The following is a 13,124-nucleotide window of genomic DNA, read 5'->3' on the forward strand; positions in this document are numbered from 1 at the left end:
TCGCGCCCGCTGTCCGCCGCTCCCCGGGCGTAGGCTGCGAAACGGCCCGGCGGGACGGCCGGGCCGGGCCGAACGAGGAGGAACAGCCATGTCCAAGCCCCCGCTGCCCGAAGACGCCGTGGCCATGCTGCGCAAGCCGAATCCGGCCGTGCTGTCGACGCTGCGCTCCGACGGCCAGCCGGTCTCGACGGCGACCTGGTACCTGTGGGAGGACGACGGCCGGGTACTGATCAACATGGACGGGGGCCGCAAGCGGCTGGACCACATCCGCAGGGACCCCAGGGTGACGCTCACCGTGCTGGACGAGGAGTCCTGGTACACCCATGTGAGCCTGATCGGCCGGGTGGCGGAGCTGCGCGAGGACGAGGGGCTGGCGGACATCGACCGGCTGGCCCGGCAGTACCTCGGCACGCAGTACCCGCAGCGGGACCGCGGCCGGGTCAGCGCGTGGATCGAAGTGGAGCGCTGGCACGGTTGGGGTTCGCTGAAGGACAACCGTCAGCCGGGCTGACCGGGTGGGCAGGCCGGCCGCGGGCGACGCGGCGGTCGGTGGGCTCAGGGGGCGGGCGCGGCGCCGCGCACGGCCGCGTGGACGGCCCGGGCCAGCCGGGCGCCCCACAGGGAACGAGGCCCGGCGAAGGCGTGGACCTCTTCGCCGGGACGGGCGGTGCGCGCGGCGACGCACACCGCGTCGGTGGGCGTGCCGGAGCAGTCGTAGCCGGCGTCGAGCAGGGCCTGCACCTTGGCTTCGGTGGCCGTGGCCACGGCGTTGACCAGCGCGGCGTCGGTCAGGGCCACCGGGAGCGCGACGACGATGTTGACCGTGCCCGGCCCGGCCGGGACGGCCGCGCCCGGAGCCGGGGAAGCGGCCCACCCCCGCACCCCGAGCCCAGCGGTGGCGACGGCGCCGACGCCCCCGTCGCACGCGCGGGCGTGCCCCGAGACGTCGGCGGCCGTCATCAGCCCGACCCCCGGCCCGCGCGCGCCGGCGTCGCGGGCGAGCCGGGCCAGGTGGCGGTCCGGATCGGTGCGCCGGTAGCCGTGGGACACCTGGGCGTTGAGGACCCAGGCGCGCTCCCCGATGCCTCCCCCCAGGACGGTGCTGCTGATCATCCGCCAGCCGGGGCCCGCCCGCCACAGCAGGGCGTGCAGCCTCTCGCCGTCCTCGACGCGGGTCGTCTGCCGTACGAGCAGCGGACCGGAGGCGCCGCGGGGCGGTGGGACGGGGGCGGACACGGGGCGCTCCTTGCCGGGAGGGGAACCGGCTGATCGTACGCGAAGTCCCGTGCGAGCCTCCTGGGCGGCCGGGCCGCGCCGGTGCCGCGCCGGGTCCGGGCGTGGACGGGCCGCCGGGTGTCAGGGGCGGGGCCCGACCGTCTTCGGGCCGTCGCGGACGACGATGGCCAGCGCCGGGCAGGAGTCCGCCGCGTCCAGGGCCCGTTCGTCCTCGGAGATCTCCGTACGGACCGGCTCGGCGTACGCCCCCTCCAGCCGGAACAGGTCGGGCGCGAGGGCCGCGCACATGCCCGATCCCATGCACAGGTTGGGGTCGACCTCGACCGTCCAGGTCATCGGCGTCACCACCCCACCGGCATCTCGCGCGGCCCGCGGACCAGCATCTGGTTCTTCCACACGACACCGCCCGCGAGGCGCAGGCCCGGGAAGCGGGTCAGCAGCGCCAGCAGCGCCTCCTGCAGCTCGACGCGGGCCAGGGGAGCGCCCAGGCAGTGGTGGACGCCGTGACCGAACCCGAGGTGCTGCACCCCCGTGCGGGTGATGTCGAGCCGGCCGGGCGCGGTGAACTTCAGCGCGTCGCGGTTCGCCGCCCCGACGGCGACGAGGACCGGCTCCCCGGCGCGTACGAGGGTGCCGCCCACCTCGACGTCCTCCGTGGCGTACCGGGGGAAGGCGGCCCCGCTGCCGAGGGGCACGAACCGCATCAGCTCCTCCACCGCGCCCGCGACGAGCTCCGGCCGCTCCCTGAGCAGGGCCAACTGGTCCGGGTGCTCCAACAGCGCGTACACGAAGTTGGGGATCTGGCTCGCCGTCGTCTCGTGCCCGGCGACGAGGAGGCCCACGCAGAGGTCGACCAACTCCCGTTCGGTGAGCCGGTCGCCCGTGTCACGGGCGTCGATCAGCGCGGTCATCAGGTCGGGACGGGGGTTCTCCCGGTGGTCCTCGACCAGGCCGGCCATGTAGGCGCGCAGCTCCTCGCGGTTGCGGAAGAACTCCTCGGCCGTCAGCGAGCTCGTCGACAGGGCCGCGTCGCTCCACACGCGGAACCTCGGCCGGTCCTCCTCCGGGACGCCCAGCATCCGGCAGATCACGGCGACGGGGAGGGGCAGGGCGTACTGCTCGACGAGGTCGACGGGCGGCCCCGCGGCCTCCATCTCGTCGAGGAAGCCGTGCGCCAGCTCGCGCACCTGCGGGCGGAGCTTCTCGACCCGGTGCATGGTGAAGGCCTTCGCCACCAGGGTGCGCAGGCGGGTGTGCTCCGGCGGGTCCATGCCCAGGATGCCCGCGTCCTGCTGCGCCTCGGACTGCCGGGGTTCGTCGTGCCGGAGCGCCTCGGCGCGGCTGAAGCGCCGGTCGCCGAGGACGAGGCGGGCGTCGGCGTACCGGGTGGCCAGCCAGGCGGTCTCGCCGTAGGCCATGCGGACGCGTGACAGGCCCGGCCGCTCCAGCGCCTCGGCGTACGCGGGGGCGAGGTCCAGCCCCTCGGATTCGTTGAACGGGTAGGTCAGCGGTGTCTGCTCGTGCGCGGTCGTCACGGGGAAACCTCCCTGGTGTAAGCAGCTGCTTACCAACCTAGAGTTGGCCCCGGTGGCGGTCAACGGCGCCTCGGCGCCCCCGCCCCGGGGAGCGGAACGGCGGGAGAAGGGGCGGCTGGGTGGAGGCCGAGGGAACGGAAACCGGGGCCGTGCGCCCCGGAGGTGGCGCGGCGGGCCGGCGCCGGGCGGACGGAGGACCGACGCGGGAGCGGCTGCTCGCCGCCGCGTCCGAGCTGTTCGCCGAACGCGGGTACGAGCGGGCGACCGTCCGGGACATCGCGGCCCGCGCGGGCGTCAACCAGGCCCTCCTCTTCCGCCACTTCGGCTCGAAGCGCGCCCTGTTCGGGGAGGCGGTGGCGCGCGGCGGCCTCGAACAGCTGCGCGCCACCCCTCCCGACCGGCTCGTGGAGACGGTGTTGACGGGCATGCTGACACCCCCGCCGGGCCGGGACGGCGGCGCGACCGGGGCTGCCAGGTCCCTGGAGACGCTCCTGCGGTCCGTCGGCGCGCAGGACGAGGTGACGGCCGCCGTCGCCTCCCTGGGCACCGACTACGCCCGCGTCCTCGCCACGTTGAGCGACGCCGACGACCGGGCGCTCCGCGCCGACCTCGCCCTGTCGTGGCTGCTGGGCATCGGACTGATGCGCGTCGTCCTCCAGAAGCGTCCCCTGGCCGACGCGGACCCCGAGGAGATAACCCGCCTCGTCACCGGCGCCCTGGCCCACCTCCTGGACGGCCCCGCCCCGCCACCGTCGTCCGCCCCTCACCCGGCCGACTCCGCGCCCTGAGCCGCCCCGCGGCGCCCGCCGCGGCCCGCGGCCCACGAAGACCCGGCCGAGATCCTGCCGGGCACCTGCCCCGCGCACACCGCGACCGGCGGCCCGCGGCGTGCCGGGGGCCCGGGGGCCCGACGGCGCGGGCGGGACACCGCCGCCGTGCGATGCTGGTGCGCATGACCTTGGAAGACCTGGTACGGCTGCGCCGGGCCCGCGACGTGATGGACCGCGACTACGCGCGGCCACTGGACGTCCCGGCGCTGGCGAAGGTCGCCCTCATGTCGCCCGGGCACTTCTCCCGCAGCTTCCGCGCCGCCTTCGGGGAGACCCCCTACAGCTATCTGATGACCCGCCGTGTCGAGCGGGCGAAGGCGCTGCTGCGGCGGGGCGACATGAGCGTCACCGAGGTGTGCTTCGCGGTCGGGTGCACCTCGCTGGGGTCGTTCAGCTCGCGTTTCACCGAGCTGGTCGGCGAGACCCCGAGCGCCTACCGGGCCCGCGGCCACGAGGCCGACGCCGCCCTCCCGGCGTGCATCGCCAAGATCCTCACACGCCCGCGCAGGGACGGCCGGCCGGTCGGACCCGGGGAAGCGGGCACCGCCGCCCCGTAGCGCCGGGGGGCGTGGGCACCACGCTCGTCCGGTGCCCCGTCGCGGTCGGCGACCACGGCGGGGCTCTCGCTCTCCCGCGACGCCCTCGGCGTGCAGGTACGCGACGACGCCGCTTTCGCGGGGACGCGCCGGGTGACCGCGGGCCCACCCGCGCGACCGGGCGGGGAGGCGCCCTCGAACCGCCGCTCGCCGCCGCTCGCCGTCCCCGGTGCCCCGCCGTCCGACCGGGCAGGTCGTCGGTGACCGTCCTGGCGGTCACCGACGGTTCTCGCGCGGTCTTCGCCGCACCGGGAACCGCGACCGGCCGACCTGACGTGATCATGAGAATGACGCGGACGGAAGGAACGGGGCGCGCGGTCGCCCATCTGGCGGTTGTCTGGCTGGTCGGTTGTGCCCTGACCGGCCTGCAGACGCGGGCGGTGCTCGTCGCCCTCTTCGTCGGCGGAAGGGCTCCCCTCGCCGCCCTCGCCGTCACGGTCCCCTTGTCGGTGGCCGCGCTCGCCGGTCTCGGGACGACCGCCCGCCCGATCGTGCCGCTCACCCGCAGGGCACGCGGCCTGTGGACATGGGCGGCGAGCCTCCACACGTTCGGCACGGCCGGCGCGTTCGGAGTTATCGTGGCGGACGTCACGACCGGTGGTCTGGACAGCGGTCTGCTGCTCTACCCGGTCGGAGGGACCTGCTACGCGCTCGCCGCCGCGTTCTTCCTCCCCGGCACCCGGGTCAAGCTGGGCGCTCTCGGGGTGGCGGTCGCCCTCGCCGCCGGCGGGGCGTACGCCGTTCGGGACGCCGCGCAGCCCCCCACCCTGGACGAATGGATTACCGCCAACGGTGTGGACCGCACCCTGCTGCGGGTCGGTGACCCGCCGCCGGGCTACACCCTGCGGGTCCTGGGCGCGAGCGAGGACGGCTTCGGTGCCGACTACGAACGGCCCCGCTCCGCAAGGCTGCACCTCGGCGTGGAACACAGGGGACACGACACCCGGCGCGCCGACGCGCGGGGCTGCCCCGTTCCCTTCGGGGAGGCCGTCCGCTGCGCGGACGACGGCGGAGGCCGCCAGTTGCTGACGTACGAGGGCGGCCGTCAGGAGCTGAGGCTGCGCCGCGACGACCTGGTGTACACCGTGACCCTGGAGGGCTCCCGCACCGATCTGTCCGCGGCCCGGCACGTCCTGTCGACGCTCAGGCCGGCGACCGACGCCGAACTCGCCGACCTGTTGGAGCTCCCGGTGCGAAGGTGAGGACGCGCAGCCGGGCACGGGGTGGACGGGCGCGGGCGGAGCCCGCGGGGCACAGCCCCCGGTGTACGAGGACGACGGCGAACAGCGGGCCGCGGTGGGTGGCGAACACCCAGGTAGCGGTCCCGACGGCTCCGGCGGCCACGCCCCCCGTGCGGCTCCGACGGCTCCGGCGGCCACGCCCCCCGTGCGGTCCCGGCGGCGGCGCCGTGAAGGCGTCCACCCGGCCCGGCGGGACCGGCGGCAACCCCCACGCCCGGCAAGCCGGCTGACTCCCCGCCACCACCCGGCCCTCCTCGAACCCCCGCATCACCACCCGTCACAATGGTTGATCGTCAAGATCCACGGGGACCCGCTGGTCACCTTCCGGCCAGCGGACCCTCCGAACCGCCGACCGCCGACAGGTCCACCGGTTCGGTGCACTGAAGAGAAGGACATGGAGAGAACGAGACAGCCGCGCAAGCGGCTCCGCCACCCGATACTCACCGCCGCGGTCGCGTTCGGCACGGCCCTGACCCTGCTCGGCACGACGGCCGTCGACGCGCAGGCGGTCGAGGACACCGGTACCGCCACGGCCGCCCTCAGCGCCCGCGCCCAGGTCGTGCAGGACTGGCGCTCAGGGGGCTCTGCCACGAAGCGCGCGGCCGCACAGGCACTCGTCGGTACGGACGCCGACATCCAGGAGTTCCTCAGCACCGCGCGTGACCTCGCCTCCCAGGAGGACGACCGGTTGACCGCACTGCGGCTGTTGAACTCCAGCGGCCCCGGTGTGCGGCAGGCCGCCCAGCAGGCACTGAGCGGAACCCCGGAAGACCTGCGCGCGTTCCTCCAGTCCGGCCTGGGAGCCCCCTTGGGGGACGACCTGCGCGTCGAGGTGCTGAGAGTCATCAACGAGGGCGGCACCGCCGTGCGCAGAGCCGGCCAGGCCGCTCTGAACGCGGGTACCGAAGAGGCCCTGGGCACCTTCCTCAGCACCGGTCGACACGTCGCCCGCGAGGAGGACGACCGCGTCGAGACCTTCAAGATCATGTCCACGGGCGGGCCGCGCGTGCAGCAGGCCGCCCAGGAAGCCCTCAACGGCACCGCTGACGACGTCCGTGAGTTCCTGGCGAACGGCCAGTACGCGGCTCGGGCCCGGGACCAGGAGATCATGACGGTCTCCCAGCTCGCGGCCCAGGCGGCCAAGGCCACCAAGCAGGCCCAGATCGAGACCACGCTGGCCAAGGCCGCCTCCAGCAAGGCCAAGGCCGCCGCCGCCGAGGCCAAGGAGGCCGCCGAGCGGGCGGCCGCGGAGACCGCCGCGGCCCAGAGCGACGCCAAGAAGGCCAGCCGCGCGGCGGGCCGCGCCGCCGACGCCGCGCTCGGCGCCGCCGACGCCGCACGCACCGCCGTCAGCGCCGCCAACGCGGCCACGGCCGCGGCCCGTACCGCCGCCAACGCCGCTGCGTCCGCCGCGTCCGCCGCGGCCGCCGCCGGACAGGCCGCGTCCCGCGCCTACCAGTCGGCGAGCGCCGCCGTGAAGGACGCCGGTCAGGCAGCGGCGGCCCGTCAGGCGGCCGTCGACGCCCGCAACGCGGCGGCCGGAGCCCGTACGGCCGCCAACGCCGTGCTCAACGCCATCACCGCCATCACCGAAGCGGTCGAATCGGCACGCGCCGCGGCCAGCGCGGGCGTCAACGCGGCGGCCGCCGCGTCGGCCGCCGCGGAGGCCGGCGCGCACTCGGCCACCGCCGGGGCCGAAGCGGCCCGGGCCCGCGCCGCCGCCGCCGAGGCACAGCAGGCCGCCGCCGTCGCCAACAGCGCCGCCAGCAGGGCGGAGACGCTCGCCAACCGGGCCGCCGCAGCCGCCCAGGAAGCCCACAAGGCCGCGACCAGCGCCGCCAACCACGCCGAAGCGGCCGCCAAGGCCGCCGACGACGCCGCGGCGGCGGCCGGACAGGCCGCGGACTGGGCCAACAAGGCCACCGCGCACGCCAAGGCCGCCCTCGCCGCGTCGAAGGCGGCCACGACGGCCGCCCTCCAGGCGTACTCCACCGAACAGATCGCCCGCCAGGCCGAGGCGGCCGAACTCGAGGCGGACAAGCAGCGCTCGATGCAGATCGCCGCGGAGCTGAAGGAGAAGTACGACCGGGAACGGGCCGCGCTCGCCTGGGACGAGGCGGAGGCCGCCCGCCGCGCCGCGGAGACCACCACGCTCCTCAACGAGGCCGCCGCGCCCGGCACCGACCCGGCCACCGCCGTCGCCAAGGCGCGCAAGGCCGCGCTGAACCTGGCGGAGGACGGCGGCCCGTGGACCTCGAAGGCTGCCGAGGAAGCCCTCGCCGGATCCGACGAGGACGTCACGCAGTGGTTGGAGGAAGGACGGCGGACCGCCGAGGAACAGGACGACCGGGCCCGGGTGCTCCACCTGGCGCAGACCGGCGGAACCGAGATGAAGGCCGCCGCCGAGGCCGCCCTGGCCGGTGACCACGCCGACGTCAAGGCGTTCCTCGACCGGGGCCAGCACGAGGTCCTCGCCGACGAGTACCGCGTCCAGACCCTCAAGATCATGGATGCCGGCGGCACCGCGGTGAAGCGGGACGGCAGCGCGGCGATCGACGCCGGTACGACGGACGCCCTGCGCGCCTTCATCAAGACCGGCCAGCACAAGGCCCGCGAGGAGGACGACCGCGCGGAGACCCTGCGCATCATGAACGTCGGAGGCGCCCACACCAAGGCCGCCGCCGAGACGGCGCTCGCCGGGCCCCCCACCCTCCTGCGGGCCTTCGTCCAGGTGGCCCAGTACAAGGCCGCCAAGAAGGACCACGACACGGCGATGCACGTCGCCGAGGTCCGCCGCATCGTCGCCAACGCCGCGAAGTCGGCCTACGAGGCCGACAAGCTGGCCGCGGAGGCCGCCAAGGCGGCGGCCGACGCCCGCGGCGCCGCAGCGGAGGCCGCGGGCTACGCCAAGCAGGCCGAGGACTCCGCGGCCAAGGCGAAGGAGTACGCCTCCGAGGCGGCGGCCTCCGCGGAGCGGGCCGACGCCTCCGCCCGGCAGGCGGCCGAGTCCGCCGAGACGGCCAGGGCCGCGGCCAACACGGCGAACCAGGCGGCCAACGCCGCCAGCGCCTCGGCACGCCAGGCCGCCGCATCGGCCGTCAGCGCCGCCGAGTCGGCCGACTACGCCTACGCGCAGGCCGACATCGCCGCCGCCGCGGCGATCGCGGCCGGCAAGGACGCCGCCGAAGCCGCCACTGCGGGCTTCCAGGCCGTCATCGCCGCGATCGTCAAGATCGCCGAGGAGATGGAGGAGCACGCCGACACCGAGGTCGGCTCGGGCGAGCAGGACTACCCCGGGACGGGGGAGGACCTGGAGGGCGAGGGCGGCCTGTCCGGCGCGGACAAGGCGCAGCTGGTGCTCGACGTCGCGGGCATCTTCGACCCGTCCCCGGCCAGCGACGGCGCCTCCGGACTGATGAGCCTCTTCCAGGGCGACTTCACCGGGGCCGGCCTCTCGCTCGCCGCGCTCATCCCGTACGCGGGCGACGCCCTGGCCAAGCCGGCGAAGTTCGCGAAGTACCTGGAGAAGTTCGAGAACCTCGCCAAGCACGCCACCGACCTGAAGTGGGCGGAGAACGCCGGCAAGAGCATGCGCCACCTGTCACCCAACCAGTGGCACGACGCGCTCACCCTGATGAACAAGCTGGCGGGCGACGCCGGCAAGGCGTACAAGAACAAGAAGTTCCTGCAGACGGCGAAGAAGCACGGCCTCCCCACGGACGGCCCGGTTCCCTTCGTCCCCCGCAAGGACTGGAACCCCGGCAGCCCCCAGGTACGCGGTGGGGGCTTCCCGGACAAGTACGGCAACATCTGGACCCGGGCCAAGGACGGCAAGGACGAGTGGGACGTCCAGATCCCGAAGGGCAAGAACTTCGAGAAGTTCGCCGGCAGCAAGAACCAGGGCAAGGACTACTCCCACGCCAACATCTCGAAGGAAGGCCACGTGACCCACTGATGCTGTTCGAACCGACCGACGTAGTCGTCCGGGTCGCGCTCAACACCCCGGACGCGGACAGCGCCGAGGCCGCCATGGCCGTGTGGCTGCCCCTGGTCACCGAGCTGGCTCCGCTCGCGGTGGAGTTCGAGGCCGCCGACCCGGCCGGTCTGCGCCGCGGGTTCCTCGCGGAGCTCCTGCTGGTGCTGCCCCCCGCGGAGGCGGCCGGACCCGAGCAGGTCCTGCGCGCCACGACCGCCCCGCTCATCCGGCGGCTGGGCATGGACCCCGGGGCCTTCAAGGTCGAGGAGGGACTGCCCACCACCCTGGGCGACGTGCACGTGCCCTGGGAGGTCTGGGAGCGCCGCGCCACGGCCTTCGGCGCGTACGCGCTGTACGCCAGGATCGGCGCCGACCCCTTCGACGTCGATTACGTCGACGACGAGGACGACGAGGACGACGACGAGGACCTGTAGGCGGGACGGGCGGCCCTGCCGCCCCTCCTGACGCCGCGCCCCCGCCACCGGTCGGTGGCGGGGGCGCGCTGTCGTGAAGGGCCCGTACGCCCACTCCCCGCAGTCGCCGTACGGCTCGGCCCGGCGGAGGCGGGGGAGGGCCCGCGGCCGGTGTCAGGGGCGCAGGATCAGCCGGATCGGGTTGCCCACCTTCTTCTCCAGCCGCTCCACCGCCTCGGCGGCCTGGGACAGGGGCAGGACGTCGCTGATGGACCGGGCGAAGTCCAGCCGCCCACCGTTGACCAACCGCAGGAGCTGCGGCAGCGCCACCGGCATGTCGGAGCCGTAGTGGCCGAGGATCTGCTGCTGGAAGTAGCTGAAGCGGGTGCCGTCCGTGACGGTGAGCGGCCGGTTCGTCAGCCCGACCAGCACCAGCCGGCCCTTGGGCGCCAGGACGGTGAGCGCCTGTTCGCGCACCGCCGGCACGCCCGCGAAGTCGAAGGCGGCGGCGAGCCCCACCCCACCGGTGGCGGCGGCCACGGTCTCCCGCAGGGCGGGGTCGGCGGAGTCGAGCGCGAGGTCGGCGCCGATGGCCAGCGCCCGCTCCCGGGCGACCTCGCTGGGGTCCACCGCGATGATCGGACACGCCCCGACGGCGCGCAAGAGCTGCACGGCGTGCACGCCGAGGCCCCCGACGCCCCACACCCCCACGGCCTCGGACGGGCGGACGGCACCGGTCACGGTGATCGCGCCCCAGGGCGTCGACACGGCGTCCGGGATGATCGACCCCTGGTCGAAGGGGATGGTGTCGGGCAGCGGGGTCAGCGCGTCCGCGGACGACAGGGCGTACTCGGCCCAGCCGCCGTCGTAGTCGACGCCGCGGGTGTACGTGACGCCGTCGCGCACCTCACCCGCGTACAGCACGACGCGCTGTCCCGGCGTCCACGCGGTGACCCCGTCGCCGGTCTCGGCGATGGTGCCGGACACCTCGTGGCCGAGGGTGACGGTCTCGCCGTCCAGGAGGCGCGGGGTGAGGGTGCCGTCGATCAGGTGGACGTCGGACAGGCAGACACCGGCCGCCTCCACCTTCACCAGCACCTGTCCGGGCCCCGGTTGCGGGCGCGGCACCTCCTCCAGGCGCAGGGTGCGGCTGGGGACGTGCAGGCGGGCGGCGAGCATCTGCTCCATGACGTGACTCCCTGGATGTGGTGGCGGAGCCCGCGCGACTGTCGCAGGTCGCCTCGGGCCGACCGTACTGCTCGGCGGACTCGTAACGCAAGGCGACTTGCTTTAGGCTGTACGGATGACGCCGCCCCCATCGACCCCGCGACCGGCCCCACAGCCCCTCCGGCGGCGCGGGGAGCGCATGCGGCAGGCGGTGCTGGCCGCGACCGTCGACCTCCTCGCCGCCGAAGGGCTGGCCGGAGCCACCGTCGCGGCGGTCGCCCGGGCCGCCGGCGTGCACGAGACGTCCGTCTACCGCCGCTGGAAGACCCGCGAGAACCTGATCCACGACGCGCTCACCAGCCGCCTCGACGCCACGCTGCCGATCCCGGACACGGGAGACGTGCGGGAGGACCTGTCCCGGTTCTTCGGCGCGCTCGCCGACCTGCTGTCCGGGCCGTACGGCCCTGCCCTGCTGCGGCTGAGCGTCGAGCGGGACGACACCCTCGACGACCGCCGCCGCCCGTACTGGGCCGAGCGCCTCTCCCGCGCGGCCGTCATGGTCCGGCGGGGCGTCGACCGCGGCGAACTGGCCGCGGCCACCGACCCGGACCTGGTGATCGAGGCCGTCAGCGGCCCCCTCTTCGCCCGCGTCCTGCTGAGCGACACCCCCGTGGACATGCCGGTCGTCCACCGCCTGATCGCTCTGGCGCTCGACGGCGCCCGATCCCGGCCGGAGGACCCCGGCACCAGGTGACGCGGTATCCGCCCGCGCCGTCGCGTCCCCGCCTGCTCCGCGGTGCCACCGGCCCGCCGGAGCCCCGGACCCGGAAGGCCGTCCGCGCCCTGCCCGGGAGGCCGTCGGCGGTCTTCTCGACCGTGCCCGGGCACACCGTACGGACGCGCGGGTCACGGGGGCGGCATCCGGTACGGGCCGCGCGGCCCCGCCGTGAGCCCGGAGGCGTTGCTCCCCGGTCCGGCAGCCCTTCCCGGAGGGGGCGGTCCGCCGCGGACGCGGCGTGGATAGCCTGCGTGGATGAAGCGGATACAGCGGATGCAGCGGGTCGCCGGCGCGGTCGTCGGCTCGGCGGTGGGTGACGCCCTGGGCGGCCCCTTCGAGTTCGGCCCCGAGGGGGCTTTCTCCGCGCGGTTCCCCGCGCCCGGCACCGGTGGCGAGATGGGCGGGGGCGGGGGCTGGGACCCGGGTGAAGCCACCGACGACACGCAGATGGCCGTCCTGGTCGCGGAGTCCCTGCTGGAGCGGGGCGGACTGGACCTGCCGGACGTCTTCGCCCGCTTCCAGCGGTGGGCGGCGTCCGAACCCAAGGACATCGGCTTGCAGACCGAGGCGGTCCTGACCAACGGCATGCCCTGGGACCTCGCCGCCGCGGTCCACTTCCAGACCACCCGGCGAGCCGCGGGAAACGGCTCCTTGATGCGGGCGGCGACCTCCGCGGTCCACTTCGCCCCCGCCGGCCGGGAGGCCACCATGGACGCGGCCCGCCGCATCGCCGCCCTCACCCACGGCGACCGCGCGGCCTGGGAGGGCACCGCGGTCTTCCACGAACTCATCCGCGTCACGCTCGAGGACGCCGACCCCCTCGACGCGCTCCCGGACATCCTGGCCCTCGTCCACCCCGACCACCGGGAGCGCTACGCCACGGTCCTCGCGCCCGACTGGCACCCCGAGCGGGCCACCGAACCCAACGGTGCCGTCTGGCCCTGCCTGGGCTCCGCCGTCTGGGCCCTGCGCACCACCACCGGCTTCGAGGACGCGTTGCGCGCGGCGATCGACCTCGGCGGCGACACGGACACCGTCGCCGCGGTGACCGGAGGGCTGGCGGGGGCGTACTACGGGCTGGACGCGATCCCCACCCGCTGGACCCGGCCGCTCCACGTCCCCCTCCCGGGGTTCGGCGGACGGGTGCTCCGCCTGCCGGACCTGCTCCACCTCGCACACCGCCTCGCAGACCGAACCGGTCCGGACGCCTCGGCCCCCTGACGAGCGGGGCCGGCGCCTCGCGACCGTGGCACACGACCGTAAAAGAACGATCGTTCTTGACTGATCGTTCTTTTACGGCGTACGGTCACGTCATGGGACGACCGCGCGCCTTCGACACCGAACAGGCCGTC

At 75.1% G+C, this 13,124-nt stretch carries 12 protein-coding genes; 8 read left to right on the forward strand and 4 right to left on the reverse strand.

The genetic code is table 11. The features are described from left to right. The first annotated feature begins 88 nt into the window (after window positions 1-88). Entirely contained in the window at window positions 89-511 is a 423-nt protein-coding gene (locus AC07D6_RS05745) for a PPOX class F420-dependent oxidoreductase (protein WP_479042288.1), read from the forward strand. A gap of 44 nt (window positions 512-555) precedes the next feature. Here the strand turns inward: AC07D6_RS05745 and AC07D6_RS05750 are convergent, their stop codons facing one another. From AC07D6_RS05750 to AC07D6_RS05760, 3 genes are all read right to left on the reverse strand, one after another. Further along, window positions 556-1,236 carry an adenosylcobinamide amidohydrolase gene (locus AC07D6_RS05750; protein ID WP_315881360.1) on the reverse strand — a complete coding sequence of 227 codons (681 nt, stop codon included), beginning with the start codon at window positions 1,234-1,236 and terminating at the stop codon, window positions 556-558. Between the two features lie 120 nt (window positions 1,237-1,356). Beyond that, window positions 1,357-1,572 (reverse strand): ferredoxin, encoded by a 216-nt coding sequence (locus AC07D6_RS05755; RefSeq protein ID WP_479042290.1) that lies wholly within the window; start codon window positions 1,570-1,572, stop codon window positions 1,357-1,359. Between the two features lie 5 nt (window positions 1,573-1,577). After that, window positions 1,578-2,771 carry a cytochrome P450 gene (locus AC07D6_RS05760; RefSeq protein WP_315881362.1) on the reverse strand — a complete coding sequence of 398 codons (1,194 nt, stop codon included), beginning with the start codon at window positions 2,769-2,771 and terminating at the stop codon, window positions 1,578-1,580. A 149-nt stretch (window positions 2,772-2,920) separates the two neighbouring features. On the opposite strand from AC07D6_RS05760, the gene AC07D6_RS05765 reads away from it, so the two are divergent. The 5 genes from AC07D6_RS05765 (at window position 2,921) to AC07D6_RS05785 (ending at window position 9,848) form a co-directional block, all read left to right on the forward strand. Then, window positions 2,921-3,559: a TetR/AcrR family transcriptional regulator gene (locus AC07D6_RS05765; RefSeq protein WP_315881363.1), complete on the forward strand. Its 639-nt coding sequence runs from the start codon at window positions 2,921-2,923 to the stop codon at window positions 3,557-3,559. A gap of 164 nt (window positions 3,560-3,723) precedes the next feature. Continuing rightward, window positions 3,724-4,158, forward strand: coding sequence for a helix-turn-helix transcriptional regulator (locus AC07D6_RS05770; protein WP_479042293.1), 435 nt, complete (start codon window positions 3,724-3,726; stop codon window positions 4,156-4,158). Window positions 4,159-4,484: 326 nt separating this feature from the next. Continuing rightward, window positions 4,485-5,399: a hypothetical protein gene (locus AC07D6_RS05775; RefSeq protein ID WP_479042295.1), complete on the forward strand. Its 915-nt coding sequence runs from the start codon at window positions 4,485-4,487 to the stop codon at window positions 5,397-5,399. 433 nt (window positions 5,400-5,832) lie between these two features. Then, window positions 5,833-9,393 (forward strand): polymorphic toxin type 17 domain-containing protein, encoded by a 3,561-nt coding sequence (locus tag AC07D6_RS05780; protein WP_479042297.1) that lies wholly within the window; start codon window positions 5,833-5,835, stop codon window positions 9,391-9,393. Further along, window positions 9,393-9,848 (forward strand): hypothetical protein, encoded by a 456-nt coding sequence (locus AC07D6_RS05785; protein ID WP_479042300.1) that lies wholly within the window; start codon window positions 9,393-9,395, stop codon window positions 9,846-9,848. Before AC07D6_RS05780 ends, AC07D6_RS05785 begins: the two co-directional genes overlap by 1 nt. Before the next feature lie 153 nt (window positions 9,849-10,001). Here the strand turns inward: AC07D6_RS05785 and AC07D6_RS05790 are convergent, their stop codons facing one another. Then, window positions 10,002-11,015 (reverse strand): zinc-binding dehydrogenase, encoded by a 1,014-nt coding sequence (locus AC07D6_RS05790; protein WP_479042303.1) that lies wholly within the window; start codon window positions 11,013-11,015, stop codon window positions 10,002-10,004. 178 nt (window positions 11,016-11,193) lie between these two features. On the opposite strand from AC07D6_RS05790, the gene AC07D6_RS05795 reads away from it, so the two are divergent. Together AC07D6_RS05795 and AC07D6_RS05800 are read left to right on the forward strand one after the other, a co-directional pair. Beyond that, complete coding sequence (locus tag AC07D6_RS05795) at window positions 11,194-11,748, forward strand: TetR-like C-terminal domain-containing protein (protein WP_479042305.1); 555 nt, start codon at window positions 11,194-11,196, stop codon at window positions 11,746-11,748. Between the two features lie 279 nt (window positions 11,749-12,027). Then, window positions 12,028-12,993, forward strand: a complete 966-nt coding sequence (locus tag AC07D6_RS05800) for an ADP-ribosylglycohydrolase family protein (protein ID WP_479042307.1) — start codon at window positions 12,028-12,030, stop codon at window positions 12,991-12,993. Window positions 12,994-13,124 lie beyond the last annotated feature (131 nt).

The sequence above is a fragment of the Streptomyces sp. NPDC045287 genome (assembly GCF_056432325.1).